This window comes from Sporosalibacterium faouarense (genome assembly GCF_016765695.1).
Lineage (GTDB): Bacteria > Bacillota > Clostridia > Tissierellales > VENL01 > Sporosalibacterium > Sporosalibacterium faouarense.
Window position 1 is genome coordinate 1 of the sequence record NZ_JAETGO010000049.1, and the last position, 16019, is coordinate 16019.

The 16019-nt window shown below is 30.7% G+C and carries 15 protein-coding genes; 1 reads left to right on the forward strand and 14 read right to left on the reverse strand.

Features of this window, described 5'->3' with window-relative positions:
* Positions 1-78: 78 nt before the first annotated feature.
* On the reverse strand, positions 79-744 hold the full coding sequence (locus tag JMO20_RS10505; protein ID WP_202709623.1) for a CpsD/CapB family tyrosine-protein kinase: 666 nt from the start codon (positions 742-744) through the stop codon (positions 79-81).
* 39 nt (positions 745-783) lie between these two features.
* Entirely contained in the window at positions 784-1452 is a 669-nt protein-coding gene (locus tag JMO20_RS10510; protein WP_202709624.1) for a YveK family protein, read from the reverse strand.
* A 176-nt stretch (positions 1453-1628) separates the two neighbouring features.
* On the opposite strand from JMO20_RS10510, the gene JMO20_RS10515 reads away from it, so the two are divergent.
* The gene (locus JMO20_RS10515; RefSeq protein WP_202709625.1) at positions 1629-1796 is read left to right on the forward strand and encodes a hypothetical protein; all 168 of its coding nucleotides are present in this window, start codon (positions 1629-1631) and stop codon (positions 1794-1796) included.
* Positions 1797-2151: 355 nt separating this feature from the next.
* Here the strand turns inward: JMO20_RS10515 and JMO20_RS10520 are convergent, their stop codons facing one another.
* From JMO20_RS10520 to JMO20_RS10570, 12 genes are all read right to left on the reverse strand, one after another.
* Positions 2152-2748, reverse strand: coding sequence for a type IV toxin-antitoxin system AbiEi family antitoxin domain-containing protein (locus tag JMO20_RS10520; protein ID WP_202709626.1), 597 nt, complete (start codon positions 2746-2748; stop codon positions 2152-2154).
* Positions 2749-2851: 103 nt separating this feature from the next.
* Positions 2852-3031, reverse strand: coding sequence for a hypothetical protein (locus tag JMO20_RS10525; RefSeq protein WP_202709627.1), 180 nt, complete (start codon positions 3029-3031; stop codon positions 2852-2854).
* Between the two features lie 408 nt (positions 3032-3439).
* The gene (locus JMO20_RS10530) at positions 3440-5329 is read right to left on the reverse strand and encodes a polysaccharide biosynthesis protein (protein WP_202709628.1); all 1890 of its coding nucleotides are present in this window, start codon (positions 5327-5329) and stop codon (positions 3440-3442) included.
* Positions 5330-5505: 176 nt separating this feature from the next.
* Entirely contained in the window at positions 5506-5979 is a 474-nt protein-coding gene (locus JMO20_RS10535) for a VanZ family protein (RefSeq protein WP_202709629.1), read from the reverse strand.
* Positions 5969-6097, reverse strand: coding sequence for a hypothetical protein (locus tag JMO20_RS20380; RefSeq protein ID WP_279380105.1), 129 nt, complete (start codon positions 6095-6097; stop codon positions 5969-5971). Before JMO20_RS20380 ends, JMO20_RS10535 begins: the two co-directional genes overlap by 11 nt.
* Before the next feature lie 1170 nt (positions 6098-7267).
* Positions 7268-8827 carry a murein biosynthesis integral membrane protein MurJ gene (gene murJ / locus JMO20_RS10540; protein ID WP_243414713.1) on the reverse strand — a complete coding sequence of 520 codons (1560 nt, stop codon included), beginning with the start codon at positions 8825-8827 and terminating at the stop codon, positions 7268-7270.
* Positions 8828-8845: 18 nt separating this feature from the next.
* Positions 8846-10093 (reverse strand): O-antigen ligase family protein, encoded by a 1248-nt coding sequence (locus JMO20_RS10545; RefSeq protein ID WP_202709630.1) that lies wholly within the window; start codon positions 10091-10093, stop codon positions 8846-8848.
* Positions 10094-10533: 440 nt separating this feature from the next.
* A complete protein-coding gene (locus JMO20_RS10550; RefSeq protein ID WP_202709631.1) occupies positions 10534-11853 on the reverse strand; it encodes a nucleotide sugar dehydrogenase in 1320 nt (439 codons plus the stop codon).
* A gap of 28 nt (positions 11854-11881) precedes the next feature.
* Positions 11882-12979 (reverse strand): glycosyltransferase, encoded by a 1098-nt coding sequence (locus JMO20_RS10555; protein WP_202709632.1) that lies wholly within the window; start codon positions 12977-12979, stop codon positions 11882-11884.
* Positions 12970-14094: a glycosyltransferase family 4 protein gene (locus JMO20_RS10560; RefSeq protein WP_202709633.1), complete on the reverse strand. Its 1125-nt coding sequence runs from the start codon at positions 14092-14094 to the stop codon at positions 12970-12972. The genes JMO20_RS10555 and JMO20_RS10560 overlap by 10 nt, the downstream gene beginning before the upstream one ends.
* Before the next feature lie 30 nt (positions 14095-14124).
* Positions 14125-15372 (reverse strand): glycosyltransferase family 4 protein, encoded by a 1248-nt coding sequence (locus tag JMO20_RS10565; protein WP_202709634.1) that lies wholly within the window; start codon positions 15370-15372, stop codon positions 14125-14127.
* A complete protein-coding gene (locus JMO20_RS10570) occupies positions 15369-15992 on the reverse strand; it encodes an acetyltransferase (RefSeq protein WP_202709635.1) in 624 nt (207 codons plus the stop codon). The genes JMO20_RS10565 and JMO20_RS10570 overlap by 4 nt, the downstream gene beginning before the upstream one ends.
* Positions 15993-16019 lie beyond the last annotated feature (27 nt).

Genomic DNA, 16019 nt, shown 5'->3' on the forward strand with positions numbered 1-16019 from the left:
TCTACTCCACCTGAAGAGAAATCTTCTCTCCCACTTATAGAAGTGGGAGTCTTATTAAAAGATCAACTTGCTTAAGCATTAAGAATATTGATATCTATAATATCCACTCTGCTTAATTGGCACTTTATTTAGTACTACTCCTAAAATATTTGCATTAACTTTTTCTAATAAAGCTTTAGAATTTTTAGCTTCTTCTATCGAAGCCTGTCCCACTGCACAAACTAAAATGGTCCCATCAACCTTATTGGCTAAAACAGCTGCATCCGTTACCAAATTTACTGGTGGTGTATCTAGTAAAATAACATCGTAACTTTCTTTTAATTTATTTAAAAACTTCTCCATCTTTTGAGAACCTAGTATTTCAGATGGATTAGGCGGAATAATTCCCGATGATAATATTTCTAGATTATCTGTTTCTGTATTCTGTATTGCTTGTTCCAACTCTATATCTTCAGTCAAGATATTAGTAAGTCCCCTTAAATTTGACAATCCAAATAGCTCATGTATTCTAGGCTTTCTTAAATCACAATCTATAAGTAATACCTTCTTTCCTGTTTGTGCCATAGTTACTGCAAGATTAGCTGTAGTAGTACTTTTACCTTCGGAAGGACCTGAACTAGTTACAGCAATGGTATTAACTTCCTTATCAATATTTGAAAATTGAATATTAGTCCTTAAGGTCCTATAGGCTTCAGCTGTAGGAGATTTAGGATTTTTTTGTGTTATTACATTTCTATCGTTCATTATATTTCTCATCCTCTCAACCAAAATAACAAGAACATTTTATCCATTAGTTTCTGGTATCATTCCAATCACAGGTAATTCCAGATATTTTTCTATATCATTAGATGATTTAACCGTATTATCCATGTATTCCATTAAAAATACTAAAAATATACTAATCATCCCACCTAATACTCCTGCTATAGCCATATTCAGAATAGGATTAGGCTTTACTGGAGCTGTAGGGACTTCAGCTTTATCTATAACTTGGATATTTTCTATATGCATTATATTTGCTATATGTTTTTTTAACACCACTGCAATCTCATCTGCAATTTTAGATATAAGCTCAGGCTCCCTTCCATTGACACTTATCTTAATTATCTCAGTGTCTTTCACTGAACTGACACTTATCATATTTATTAAATCTTTATGTGTCATATTCAAGCCCATATTATTTATTACTTCATTTGTAACTATCCTGCTCTTTGTAATTTCACCATATGTAGAAACTAAGCTCTGATTTAACCTAACTTCATTTATATCTAACTTATATTCACTACCATTAGGTTGTCCTATCATAAGAGTAGTGTATGTCTCATACTGTGACTCAAGGACAAAAAAACTCACTACCCCACTGGCAGCTACTGTTATAACTGTTATTAGAATAATAAGCCAAGCCTTTCTCCATATAATTTGCATTAACTCACGTAATTCTATTTCTTCCATATGATTCACCTCCATATTTACTATTTATATCGAATACCAATCAATAAAAATTGCATAATTCTTATAGTCCAGCATAAACTATTGGTATATACTTTATTAAGTGGTAATATAGTCCTATTTTATCATTTTCATAATGTCGAAATTAGTATATAATTGTAGACGGAGGTGGTTTTTTTATGATTTTTTTTAAATCCCTAGTAAAATTATGTAAAAGAAAGAAAAATAATGGATATTATGAAGCAAGTGATATATTAACAAGGAAAGAAAAAAATAGTATAGTAATAGCCCTAGGCACTATTTCTATACCATTATTTATATCAGCATTGTTTTTAATTATAAATTAGTAAGCTTCTAAAGATATTAATGACTCTAACCCATTTTTTAACAGCTTAGTTACCTTTATGTCCATAATAAAGTTGATATTATCCATTGCTAGACAATTCTACTACAATATATTTTCTTGTAATATTTTATTCTTTCCAAATCAGATAATTATAACCTCTGCTATCTTTTCTGATAATGATTTTCAAACTCCAATTCCTAAACATAATTTTTCCGTTTATACTTAATTATCATCTTATTATTTTATTTTTTTCGATTATGCTCGAAAAACTATTGATAATATTTTTTTCTAATTGTAGACGAACATTAATTTGAGCAATAGCTATTCCACACCAGCATAACATACTCTATCAGCCACTACAACCACACCCCTATATATGTTTGTACTTTATTTTTAATATTGAATACTTCGCTATATTCAAATAGTTTTCTCACATTTTTCTTTTGGTCTTTTACATAACGTTGAATTGCATTACTAAATACTTCTCTTTCTAGTTTACTTTCATGCCTCAAGACATCACATAAGGTCCTATCACGATCGAATATTTTTACAGTTACACCTTCTATTTCAATTTTATTTATTCCAATCTCCAAAAGTTTTGGTTCTAGATAAAAAGGCTCTATTAGTGGATAACCAATATTATACTTACTCGTTCCACTATCTCTATCAACTGCTATTTGCCATGCTGATGGCATTCTATCTGTATATCCATAGTGCATAAGTGCACTTTCGAGAAAAATAACTGCTTGAGGAAATAGTCTCGCTATAATTGTTTCTTCCGGATAATCATTATCTGATATTTCATAATAACCGTGCTTTATTTTTGTAATAATATTTTCCTCAAGAAGCTTTTTAATTTTATAGTTTGAAAATCCTATCGCTTCTAGTTCTGATGTCTTTAGAACTCCACCTTGCCTATTAAACTCATTATATAGAACATCTTTATTTATCATATCTTCACCTCAGCATCCGCATTCAGCATCGCACTGCGGGTATTTAGTGGAATTATATCATGTATTCATTTAAAATGCAATAATTTAACTTTCAAGGTTGATATCAATTAAAAAGCTCAGCATATTTAATTAACTTAGCATAATCTGCTCCAGGAGTTTTCATATATCTTTTTACTGCTTCATTAACTAAGTCAGTATCCAGTTGCTCTTTCCTTTTTAAACAGTTACAAATGGTCCTCTCTTTATCATATACATAGATTTGATGTCCAAAAGGCGTCTCCATAGTAACTCTACCAAGTAGATGGAGTTTCTCCGTAATGTATTTGAGAATAGCAATTGAGAATAATTCATACTGTCATTTTCGTTTGTATATATATCCGTATTTGCAACTTTCTTCCAAATTACTAAAACTATTATATAGACAACTTCTTTTATAGTTAATCCCCTTCAATATTTTATTAATCCAGTCAAGATCATATTTCCTGAAAGCTATACTATCAGCCCATTCTTTTACTTTTTCATGTTCCAGATGCTTCGGATCACTATATATTTCAAGAAATCTATATAACTAATCTAATGATTTGTTTTTAACTCTATACAATTAATGGCATAGTAATAGTCACTATAAACTATTTCTATACCATTATTTATATCAGCATTGTTTTTAATTATAAATTAGTAAGCTTATCTATCATGCATTGCTCGTTGCAGCTATACCATCTAAGTTCTCAGGCTCCTTTATTTCCTCATCACAAGTCTTTTCAGGAGTATATGTAGGGACTAGCTGAATAAGCATCTTCCTTATTTCATTATCTCTACCGTTCTCTGCTATTTCTCTTAATTTATTTAAAGATTGAGTTAAGAAATCATAATCAACAAATATAGGTTTTCCGATGAAAATCTTCTCATAAATTGTTGATTCCATTCCTTCTTCGTCCAGTAATAGCTCTTCAAACAGTTTTTCTCCAGGCCTTAATCCTGTAATCTCTATTGGAATTTCAACCTCTGGCTCAAATCCAGATAGTTTTATTAAATCTCTAGCTAAGTCCATTATCTTAACGGGCTCTCCCATATCAAGAACAAATATCTCTCCACCTCGAGCAATGGCACCTGCTTGAATAACTAGCTGTGCTGCTTCAGGTATTGTCATAAAATATCTAATAATATCTTCATGGGTAACAGTAACAGGTCCACCTTCTTCTATTTGCTTTTTAAATAGAGGTATAACACTACCATTACTCCCTAATACATTCCCAAATCTTACAGCTACAAACTCAGTTTCACTTCTCTTATCTATAGATTGAATAACCATTTCACATATTCTTTTAGTTGCTCCCATAACATTCGTAGGATTCACAGCCTTATCTGTAGATATCATTACAAATCTCTTTACACCATACTTGTCAGATGCCTGTACAACGTTCAGTGTCCCTAGGACATTGTTCTTTATAGCTTCAGAAGGATTAGCTTCCATTAAAGGAACATGTTTGTGGGCAGCTGCATGAAAAACAACATCGGGCTTAAATCTATACATCACATCTTCAATTCTATTCTTTTCCCTTACAGATGCTATAACTGCCTCTAGTTTTAAATCTTTGTATTTTCTCTTAAGCTCATTTTGAAGATTATATGCATTATTTTCATAAATATCTAGAATTATTAGCTTAGAAGGACTAAATTTAGCAATCTGTCTACAGAGCTCAGACCCTATAGAGCCTCCTCCTCCAGTTACCATGACGACTTTATCTTCAAGATATTCACTTATCTCTGCTGTATTTAACTTGACTTCATCTCTACCTAATAAGTCTTCAATCTGTACCTCTCTAATTTTCTGTATACTAACCTTACCATCTATAAGCTCAAACATACCAGGAAGTATTTTAAGCTTACATTTTGTTCTTTTACATTCTTCAACTATTACCCTTATCTCTTTTCTAGTAGCCGAAGGAATAGCAATTATTATTTCATCAATCTTTTTCTTAATAGCAACGCTCATAATATCGTACCTTTGCCCTAATACAGGTACTCCATTTATATTCTGTCCTTCCTTTTTCATATTATCATCAATTATGGCTACAGGTTTACTTCTTAGTTCAGTATGATTCTTTAGCTCTTTTATGACCATGGCTCCTGCATCTCCGCCACCTATAATCATAACTCTTTTTTCATCTTTTCTAACTAAGTCAGACTTCTTTACTTTTCTAAGAGCCCTATAGCTAAAACGCATACCTCCAATTAAGAATATATCTAACATTGTGACTAGTATATATATACTCCTAGGTAAATGTACCTGTTGGATAAATAAGTAGCTTATAACAGCTGTGTTAGCAACTATAGATCCTATTACAATCTGTCCCAATTCCTCAACACTGGCATATTCCCATAAGCTTTTATATAGTTTGAAATAGTTGAAAACTATGATTTTTAATATTGTTATAACAATGATGTTATCTAAGTAGTGATTAAAGTAATACATATCTATGTTACCATCAAACCTTAAATAAAAGGCAATACAGAATGCCAAATTAATTAATACTATGTCAATTAGAATTAAATATAGCGTTCTCATTTTCTTTTGCATATTGAATCCCCCATTTTACCAAATAAAAATTCCATTACTTCTTAGTAATCTTAATCTTATTATTACTTATTCCATTTTTGCTCATTATATCTTTCTTAGTTGATAATATTTTTTACAATAATTATTATATCATATTACACTAGGTCTATCATCATATAACGAAAGGATTATTAACTTTATCTGTTAATAATCCTTTTAGTCATTAATCTATTGATTATCAAATAAATACTAACTCCTATAGTTGCACCAAAACTATCAATAAAGACATCTTTAATTTGTGGTCCTCTCCCAGGAACAAAAGCCTGATGAAACTCATCACTTATTGCATAAGTAATACAAATAGCAAGTGATAATATTATACTTTTATAACTAGACGCTCCACTTCTCCTAAGGGCATTTATTACCAATACCCCAAGAACCAAGTATGAAAAAAAGTGCGCATTCTTTCTGATAATGTGATTTAAACTATCTACATCAAACTTATTATCTGGATTAATTGAATCAACTTTTTCTATAACAATTTCTGTTATACCTTTACTTAGTTTATTAGATTCTTCTGCAACTTTAGAAGACATATTGAAAATTAGTAGCATCCAAAGAAATACTGCTAACCAATAAATTATAATAACAAATTTATTTCTACTTTTCATTTTTATCTACTGCTTTGGCGCAGTTCCTCTCTTCCTTTAACATCTTAATCATATTTTTTTCTCTTAAACATTCCCTTATTAATCCAAATCCTAAAGTATAATATTGTAAGTGGTTCAATTCCTATAAAGCTCTTTACGCAATAATTTGTATATACAAATCTTTTTGATGTACATAGTGAGTGTTTATTATACCTAAGATATTGTGTATCATTATTAATAAGTTGTTTTTCTCTTTTATTTCAAGCTACGGATCCAACTCTAATGATTTATAACACTGGAGCCATTGTAGCAATAAAATTTTTTAGTAAAAAAAGTATTCTCCGACTTGCTTTCTTCCTTAAAGATGGAAATTTCAGCTGCAACACTTGATCCCCCATTTTAGGATACTCCTCCAAGTCCAATTGTATCTCTCACTAGCTTCATTTTATCTATACTTTCTTACATTTTGACCAAGTGCTCTATTACTCTCTATAGTACCTAGAATTTTTTCTAACAAAGCTATTTTTGTGTCTTCATAGTCTTCAAATAACGATCCATTGAAATATATATACTCAGTATCCTCATATATTTTATTGAGGCTATATTCATATTAATCAAAATGATCAAAGTTGTGTTTCGCTATCTCACTACATTAGTGCATCCCCAGTTCATCAAATAATAATATACTCGCTAATCATCTGGATCCAGATGATTAGCGCCCTACAATTCAGAAATACTAAATGAAATTCTTACTTAAAGCATTCTGACAACAATATTGCAATCCAAGTAGTTCATGTATCCTTTACCAACATTAACTTTATGCTCAGTAATTAATATCTATGTATAGCAAGTCAATGAGTCTCTTACAAGATATCTCTCACCACCATTCAAGGAATCAGTTCTCCTGTATCAAAATTTACTTTTGACAATAAGGCTATCTTTTCACTTGCCTTCTATGTGACTTCTTAGTGTCCATTACTGATTTAATTGTTTACATATTTAAACAAATTTCTGTCTCTTAAACTGCTAAAGTGGCAAAAGCTATCAAGATTACTTGATGAAAAAGTAGCATAGTGTTCTTGGATATTTAGATGTCTGCATTTATTGAGTATATATCATGTTTACATCAACTAACCAAAGACACTAAGTTACTAGCACTTATGCAAGAGTAATAAGATAACGACAGTTAGCAATTTAACCGAAGCTGTAAGCATTAAAATTATAAATTACTGAACTTACATTCCTAGTATATGATCCCTTATCATTAATTTCTAATTATCTTAGTTTCAGGTAAATTTAGTAGACACTCTTACGCAGATTTCCCACCAAACTTCTTCTTAAATAAACTAAAGAACCAGACCATCTCTTCCACTTGAAATAAGTACAGTGTTATTAAATATACTATAGCGCCTAGTGCAATAGATAATGATAGAATAATAAACTCAATTGTTTTACTATCTGAAAATCTTTCAACAAAAGAATAATAGCTAAAGTATACAATTATAGCCATGATAAAAGAAGATAGCAATGACTTGAAGCCACATCTAAATATATTTGAAAAACCTAATGGCCCAACCTTCTTTCTCAATCCATAGAACAAGTAGACAGTAGTTAATGTAGTCGAAATCGATGTAGCTAATGCTAAGCCAGTATATTTCATAGGTCCAATCAAAGTGAAATTTAAAATAATATTTAATCCCACAGCAACAAAGCCATTCAGCATAGGAGTCTTAGTGTCCTGCAAAGAATAATAGGCTCTTTCCATAAAAGTTCTTAATGCCATACCTACTAGTCCCAATGAATAAAATATAAGTGCTTGTGAAGTCATCCGAGTTGCTGTCAAATCAAAAGCACCTCTTTCAAATATTAATTCTACCATAGGTCTTGCTAATATTATTATGCCTATAGTAGTAGGTATTGTTATTATTAATACTATATTCACACCATTTCCTACTAGTCTTTTAAAAGCATCGTAAGTTTTATAACCAGCCGCTTTAGAAAGCAATGGGAATAAAACTGTTGCAATAGCAGTTATGAAGACAGCTAATACAATACTATTTAACCGAGCAGAATAATTTAGAGCTGATATACTTCCTTCTACAAGCGTTGATGCCAAAGATCTATCTACTATTTTATTGAGATCATTTACAGCAACGCTGACTAAAACTGGCAACACTAAATATAATATTCTCTTTATATTTGGATCTTTGAAGTTCAACCTAAATTCATAACTATATTTCAATTTCTTAATAGATGGAAATTGAATTAATATTTGTGAAAACACTGCTAATACACTGGTAATCATCAACCCTTTTATACCTAATAGAGAAGATAAGAATATAAGAAACATAATATAGGTTAAATTAAAAGGGAACTCTGAGACTGATGATTCAATAAACATTGATTCACTTTGCAAATATCCTCTATAAATCCCAACTATTCCAGAAAAAATAATTACGGGCATACCAATTCTCATCATATTAACTGCTAAATCAAATTGCTTCCCTTCAAAACCATGCGCTAGAAGTCTAATAATTATAGGTGAAAAAGACCACCCAAATAGGACCAGTAATACTGAAATTAGAATTACAATATTTAGTAAATTATTAATATACTCCTTCTTACCTTCAGTTCCTTTATTCCTCTCTATATCGGACAATATCGGAATTAGAGTAGTGTTTAAAGATTGAGTAAACATAGAAGTAAAAAGACCGGTAGCAGCTAGAGCTATGAAAAAAGTGTCTGTTTCGATACCAGATCCGAATTTTGCGGCAATTAACATCTCTCGGATAAATCCAAGCAATTTGCTGCCTATACTAAATAATATCATTATTATAATTGATTTTACTGTTTTACTTGAATTTTGCAAAAAAATTCCTCCGAATTACTATTTTAGAATATGCTTATTTAAAGTCTTATCATCACACCTAGCTGTTGAAGTGAACTTACAACTTCTAATACTACCAATTATCAATCCCATTAAAATCCAAAATTTCATTTCGATTAAATATGAACTACTAACCATTAAGTGAATAAACCCTAGGCTGAGCCATATAAGTGTGATTTCACTTCTCAGAGTTTTTCTCTTAATTATGGTCTTAGTTATCAATAAAATAATCATCACTAGAAGAATAAAACCTATTGGGATTCCAAAATTTCCTAATATTTCCAATATAATGTTGTGAGCGTATACTGCATCTCCGTTTAATACTCTACGATCACCAGCAATACCAAAGCCAATGATCGGGTTCTGAACTATTTCATTAATCACTGTTCTATATATATAATTCCTACCACTTAAGTGAATGTTATCCTGCATGAACAAATATATAGTTCTGCTATATATTCCCCTGTCACTTAAAAATTGAAAAATTCTAGATATAATTTTGTCAAAATTTATCGCACTAATCATAGCTACAAATATTGCGCTAAAATATATAAAAAGCTTTTTATAACTCCCAACTTTATGACTTAATAAGAATTTCATAAATATAAAAAATACAATACCAAGAATCGCACCTCTTGATCCTAGTATTAAAATCACCAGTATAGAAAGAGTAGTTATTAATAAACTCTTTATATTAAACCTATCAATTAGTTGATTTAAAAAAACTATCGTTGGTATTAACATGTAGTTTGCCAATGGTCCGCTATAAGTACCAACATTTGCGCTTCCTCCAAGTGACTGTATCCCCAATATAATACCCGCTAGGAATATTATAAATGAAGATTTAATCATAATAATTTTAAATATTTTAAGATTCCTAATACTCATGCTGAACACAAACATCGGTAGGCTCATTAAAAAAATTGGAATTATTAAACTTCTCATATAAATTTGGTTTTCAGGATACATCAAATAATGTACTCCAAAGATTATTATACTGACTAGATATACAATAATTAACTTAAACGAACTTCTCCTAATCACGCTTGGAAGTGTATATATAAACGACACTCCCACCAAAAGCTTTGAGAAAAATTGAATTCCAGTAGCTCCACTCGTGCCTATCACCCCTAAATTTATCAACAAAAAATACTGCAAGGTCAATATAACAAAAGGGGCTACCAATGCTACACTAATCTTCCTATCATCAAATTCGTCATATTTTATTTTCGGTCTTATTTTATTCATATGATTCCTCATTTCATAATTATTGACTCAAGATTAAAATATATGAATCAATGAGATTGATACGTGAATATCTTTATTATTTTCGTTCAAAATTGTATTATTTTAAAGTTCTATTGTTATAGTAACAATTACTTATTACATTCAAAATAGCAAATATATAATCATTAATTATCAATAATATTTTATAACAATCTCAAGTAATGCAGTATATATGAAATTAAATACGAAATTTCCACAGTTTGTCCTGATGTAGTTTTTTATAAAATCCTCTTGATAATTAGTAATAGTCTACTAAAATTTCGCACCGAGAAACCCATTTCGTGTGGATTTCATTGCTACATTTGGTAACCATGGTATCATATTTTAAGAGTTATAATTACCATATTATTGAACTGTTAGTTCAGTTTTTCCGAAATACCCATAATATAAAAGAATACTTATTATAATCTCCAATAGTGATAACCTTTTTCTTCAATATGTTTCCTATCCAAAATACTTTTAACATCAATAAGCACCTTCTCATGATTCTCAAAATCTCCGTATAAGTTATCAATATCTTCCCAACTCATTTGTTTAAAGGTATCATGAGCTACTGCTAGTACCAAGCAATCAGCATCATTTATTTCCTTAATATCTACCATATTAATACCATATTCATGTTTTGCTTCATCAGCATCAGCCTCTGGATCGACTACGATAGGTTCAATACCATACTCTTTAAGACTGTGAATAATATCTATTACTCTAGTGTTTCTAGTATCTGGCGTGTTTTCTTTGAATGTTAAACCTAGAACAACAACTTTAGCTTGTCTTACTACTTTGTTTGCTAATATCAATTTTTTGATTATTACATCTGCCACGAACTTACCCATACCGTCATTAATTTTTCTTCCCGATAAGATGATTTGACTATGATAACCTAGTTTTTCAGCTTCATAAACAAAATAATAAGGGTCTACACCTATACAATGTCCACCAACAAGACCTGGAGTGAAGCCAAGTGCGTTCCATTTTGTATTCATTGCTTCAACTACTTCTTTAGTATCTATTCCCATTCGATCAAATACCATTGCTAACTCATTCATGAAAGCAATGTTAATATCACGCTGGCTATTTTCAACTACTTTTGCAGCTTCTGCAACCTTTATAGATCCGGCTTTATGAACACCTACTTCTATAACTAACTCATAAATTCTAGCAATTTCATGAAGGCTCTCATCATCCATACCTGATACAATTTTAATAATATTTTCAAGCCTATGCATCTTATCTCCAGGATTAATACGTTCAGGTGAATATCCTATTTTAAAATCTACTCCACACTTTAAACCAGATTCCTGCTCTAATATAGGAACACATATATCTTCCGTTACACCTGGATAGACAGTTGATTCGTAGACAACAATAGAACCTTTAGTTAAGTTTCGACCAACTATTCTGCTTGCTCCTTCTACTGGTGAAAGATCTGGTGTCTTATCTGAATTAATCGGTGTTGGTACTGCTACAATATGAAATTTTGCTTCTTTAAGTTTTGTTTCATCGGAAGTAAATTCAACAGCCGTTTTCTTAATCTCATCATTTCCAACTTCATTTGTTGGGTCAATTCCAGATTTATACAAGTCGATCTTCTTTTTATTTAAATCGAATCCAATAACATTAACTTTTTTAGCAAATGCAACCGCTATTGGCATTCCAACATAACCAAGCCCTACTACTGCAATTTTCTTTTTATTATTTACAATATCCTTATATAATTTCATATTAAACCTTCCTTTTATTATATTGTTTTTAAAAATCACTTAATAAAGATTTCCATTGTGAGACTATATTATCTTTCTTCATATTTCCTGATAAGATCATAGATTTACTAGACATATTCATACGTAGATTAGGATTTCTAATCATCTCAATAATTCTATCTGCCATTTTCTCAACATCATAAGACTTTATTATAAATCCATTCATCTCATTTTCTATAAGTTCATTTGGACCGTAAGGGCAATCGAAAGCAATTACTGGAAGGTTACTTTTCTGTGCTTCAAGGATTACCATCCCAAAAGATTCACTTCTAGATGTTAAAACATAAAAGCTATAATTTTTATAGACATCCTTCAATTTATTAGTATATCCCATCAATTTAACCTGATTTTCTAATCTGTACTTTATTATTAATTCTTGGAGATTCTCTCTTTCCTTCCCTTCACCATATATATGCCATTGCCAATCTGGATGATCACTTAATGCAATGCGAGCAACATCAATGGCCAAATCAAACCCTTTGATGTTCTCTAAAGCACCAGCAGATAGTATTTTTTTTGAATTTGAATTGTAGTTATTCTCTCCATTAGTTAGTTCATCAATTGTATTATAAATTTGTACTATTTTCTTTAATTTCTTATACTGTTGTAAGTAAACACTCTTAGCCTTTTTAGTAATTACGACCATTGCATCTGATTTCTCTGCTGCTATTTTTCTAATTACATACTTCAAAGAAAAAATATCTTTTTTTAATGGAATACTAGCATGGTCCCACGCAATAAGCTTGGACTTCCTATTTTCCCCAGATGCAAAATGCAAAATATAGAAAATCAATGCCGGTGCTATAACTATATCAAATTTGTTATCATTGAAGATTCGGTTAAGTCTATAGATAATCTCAAATAACCTTAATTTCAAGTTAACTTTCTTATCAAAAATTTTGATGACTTTGACATTTTCGTTAACGTTAACAAATTCAGTATTTGATCGATCTGTCAGAGTAATTAATGTAATATCAAATTCTTTTGTTTTTGCTAATTCATTAGCTATTAGAGCAGTTGCAGACGCAATGCCACTAATATGATGTATGCCAGTAATTACAAATGCAATACGCTTAATTAAAACCACCTACTCTCAATCGAATTATATATTTTTTTATATTGTAAGGAGATTGATGTCCACTTAAATTTGTCTACTTCATCTACTGAATTTATTGATAATCGGTTATAACTATCGATAACCATTTCAATTTTTTTAGCAATATCTTCTATATAATTTGACTGTGCAGCGTAACCAACGTCTCCATCTTTAAAATAACCATCTACACCTTGATTTTTCGTATATACAATTGGAGTACACTGCAACAATGCCTCAATATACGATAACCCAAATGTCTCTTTATGTGACACCATTGCAAAAATATCTGCTTGCCGATATTCATGAATTAATTCTTCTTTATTCTTTCTTGGTACTAATTCAACAAACGAATAACTTTGGAGTTCTCCTAATAATTTTTTGTAAGTGTTCTGCTTTTCTACACCACCAACAATCCTATATTTAATATTGAATCCTTTTAAATTTAAAATTTGAATCGCTTTACAAACATTTATCTGGTTTTTGTTGTTGTTTATCCAAGCAGTTGTCAATAATACTAGTTCATTTTTTTTATCAATTTCTTTTGGATTACTTCTATTTTCAAAATAATAATCATCAATTCCATTCGGAATGATACTAGTTTTGTTCAAAATGGTTTCTGCATATTTATCCGGAATATATTTATTAAAAAGCGTTTCTTTATGCGCTGGAGATATAAAAATAACTTTCTCTGCACTTAAAAGTATTTTAATTCCAATCTTCCTAAGATGAACCATAAATCTAAAAAATACATTTATATCAGTATTTCTGACAGTTACAATGTATGGAATTTTTTTTCTTAGATATGTTTGATAAGCTATATAACCATTTGAAAAAAGAGTATGTGCATGCAAGATATTTACATCTTTATCTGATAAATATTTTAAAAAGTCTTTAACTACCTTATTATGTTTTATATGGAAAAAATAGCGGTCAATATTATTATAATTTAGGCTGACATCAACATAATCATCATATTTACAAGCAAATGAATTGTTGGGTCTAACAAATTTAAAGACTCGTTGTTCTACTCCTAGTTCAAATAATTTGTCAGCCAAATTCTTATAAATTGTATTACCATAATCTGAATTTATATGAATTACTTTCATTTCTCTACCTCAAATCTATAAGCTTATTCTTTAGTCATGTTCCTCAATAACTTGAATTAATTCTTTGGTTAACTTTTTAAAATCAAAATTATAAGCTGCCTTTCTTGCATTTTGCCCCATCTGTTCTACTTTTTGGTCATCACTACATGCTTTGATTATTACTCTCGCTACCTCTTCAGGACTTTGCTTGGTAGCACTAACTCCGCAATTGTTCTTTTCCAGTATGCTATATCCTGTCGTATAAGTTTGTATTACACATCTACCAGCAGCTAAATATTCAAAAAACTTATTCTGACTTTGTCCATATTTATCAAGTGAAGTGCTTGAGTTATGTAGGACATTTGCATAAGATCTTTTTAGAATTGAGGGAATCATCTTCTTCTCAACCCTACCTTTAAAAATCACATTGTTTATCTTCTCTTTTTTACATTTCTTTTCTAACATTTCTTTTTCATCACCAGACCCATAAATTAAAAACCTAACCTGTTGATCTTTCTCTTGAATTATTTTCGCGGCGTCTAATAAAAGCCCTAGATTATTTACTTTTCTAATGGAACCTGCGTAGACTAAGTTTTTATAGTTCTTATCCTTCAAGTCTAAATCGTCAACTTTGTATTCTTTAGAATTCTTATCAAAAGAATTGATTATTACTCCGTTACTTATGTGTTTTACTTTGTTTAAATTAATCTGTTTATCCCAACCTTGATCTATTATATATTGACTTCCACCTTCCCAAGTCATAACAATTGAATTTGCTTTCTTATAAATCCATTTCTCGCCTTGGTATAATAACTTAGCAACCACACTATTTTTCTTTAATGAACCATAAGCTACGATACTCTCCGGCCATAAGTCCCTAACTTCACAAATACAAGGTACACTGAGTTCTTTTGCACACCTTATGCCTGCAACTAACGTTAATGGATGTACACTTGAAGCTAAAATCACATCAGGTTTTCCATTTAATTCTGCATACCTCTTCGCAGACTTAAAAAGTCTTCTATAAAATGAAACCATATTAACTATTCTTTTTTTTCCATTACCTTTATACTTAGGTGTATTAACAAAAACAAAAGGAATATCATTCACAGAATCTGTAGAATACTGTTTTCTATTAGTATCAATATGATTATCTGAAAAATGATTTGTAGAAGCACAAAAGATTGTAGGCTTATACCCTTCTTTTATAAGATTTTCTGCAAACCAATAATGTCTTCCAGCAAGATCAAAAAACATATTTGTCGCATAATGATTCCATATCCAAATATTCTGTCTCATCTATCTACTCTCCTAGCCGGAACTCCAATATATGTCCCAGGCACACTAATATCCTTAACCACAACAGCCCCTGCACCTACTTTGCAACGACTGCAAATGTTTACGTTATTGCTCACAATACTGCCTATTCCTATCCAGGTTCCCTTTTCAACTCTTATAGTCCCAGCTAAGCTAGTACTAGGGGATATGTGAACATAATCTTCTATAGTATTATCGTGATCTAAACTAGCACTTGTATTGATAATACATCCTTTGCCGATTCGGCTTGAACTGTTGATTACTACTCCTGCCATTACAACAGTTCCAATACCAATTTCAACATCAGTCCCTAAAACTGCACTTGGATGAACTAAACTAACTATATTTAATCCGCCCTTTATTAACTTCTCTTGAATCTTCTCTCTCGTCGCATTGTTTCCAATAGCCACAAAGAAATCAGCTTCACTTTTATATGTAAAAGCATCAGCAGTCCTACCTATGACTTCTAACCCCATAGATGTCTTAATAGACTCGTGATCATCGAGGAATGCAATGCTTTGCCACCTATTCATTTTTATTGCGATGTCAGCGACAACCTTTCCTTGTCCACTGGCACCAATAATAATCAATTTGTCTTTCATGAACAGTACTCTCCTCTCCCAAATAAT

Coding starts and splice junctions, on each gene's coding strand:
- JMO20_RS10505 (WP_202709623.1), bottom strand. CDS start 744: ATGAACGATAGAAATGTAATAACACAAAAAAATCCTAAATCTCCTACA.
- JMO20_RS10510 (WP_202709624.1), bottom strand. CDS start 1,452: ATGGAAGAAATAGAATTACGTGAGTTAATGCAAATTATATGGAGAAAG.
- JMO20_RS10515 (WP_202709625.1), top strand. CDS start 1,629: ATGATTTTTTTTAAATCCCTAGTAAAATTATGTAAAAGAAAGAAAAAT.
- JMO20_RS10520 (WP_202709626.1), bottom strand. CDS start 2,748: ATGATAAATAAAGATGTTCTATATAATGAGTTTAATAGGCAAGGTGGA.
- JMO20_RS10525 (WP_202709627.1), bottom strand. CDS start 3,031: ATGGAGACGCCTTTTGGACATCAAATCTATGTATATGATAAAGAGAGG.
- JMO20_RS10530 (WP_202709628.1), bottom strand. CDS start 5,329: ATGCAAAAGAAAATGAGAACGCTATATTTAATTCTAATTGACATAGTA.
- JMO20_RS10535 (WP_202709629.1), bottom strand. CDS start 5,979: ATGAAAAGTAGAAATAAATTTGTTATTATAATTTATTGGTTAGCAGTA.
- JMO20_RS10545 (WP_202709630.1), bottom strand. CDS start 10,093: ATGAATAAAATAAGACCGAAAATAAAATATGACGAATTTGATGATAGG.
- JMO20_RS10550 (WP_202709631.1), bottom strand. CDS start 11,853: ATGAAATTATATAAGGATATTGTAAATAATAAAAAGAAAATTGCAGTA.
- JMO20_RS10560 (WP_202709633.1), bottom strand. CDS start 14,094: ATGAAAGTAATTCATATAAATTCAGATTATGGTAATACAATTTATAAG.
- JMO20_RS10565 (WP_202709634.1), bottom strand. CDS start 15,372: ATGAGACAGAATATTTGGATATGGAATCATTATGCGACAAATATGTTT.
- JMO20_RS10570 (WP_202709635.1), bottom strand. CDS start 15,992: ATGAAAGACAAATTGATTATTATTGGTGCCAGTGGACAAGGAAAGGTT.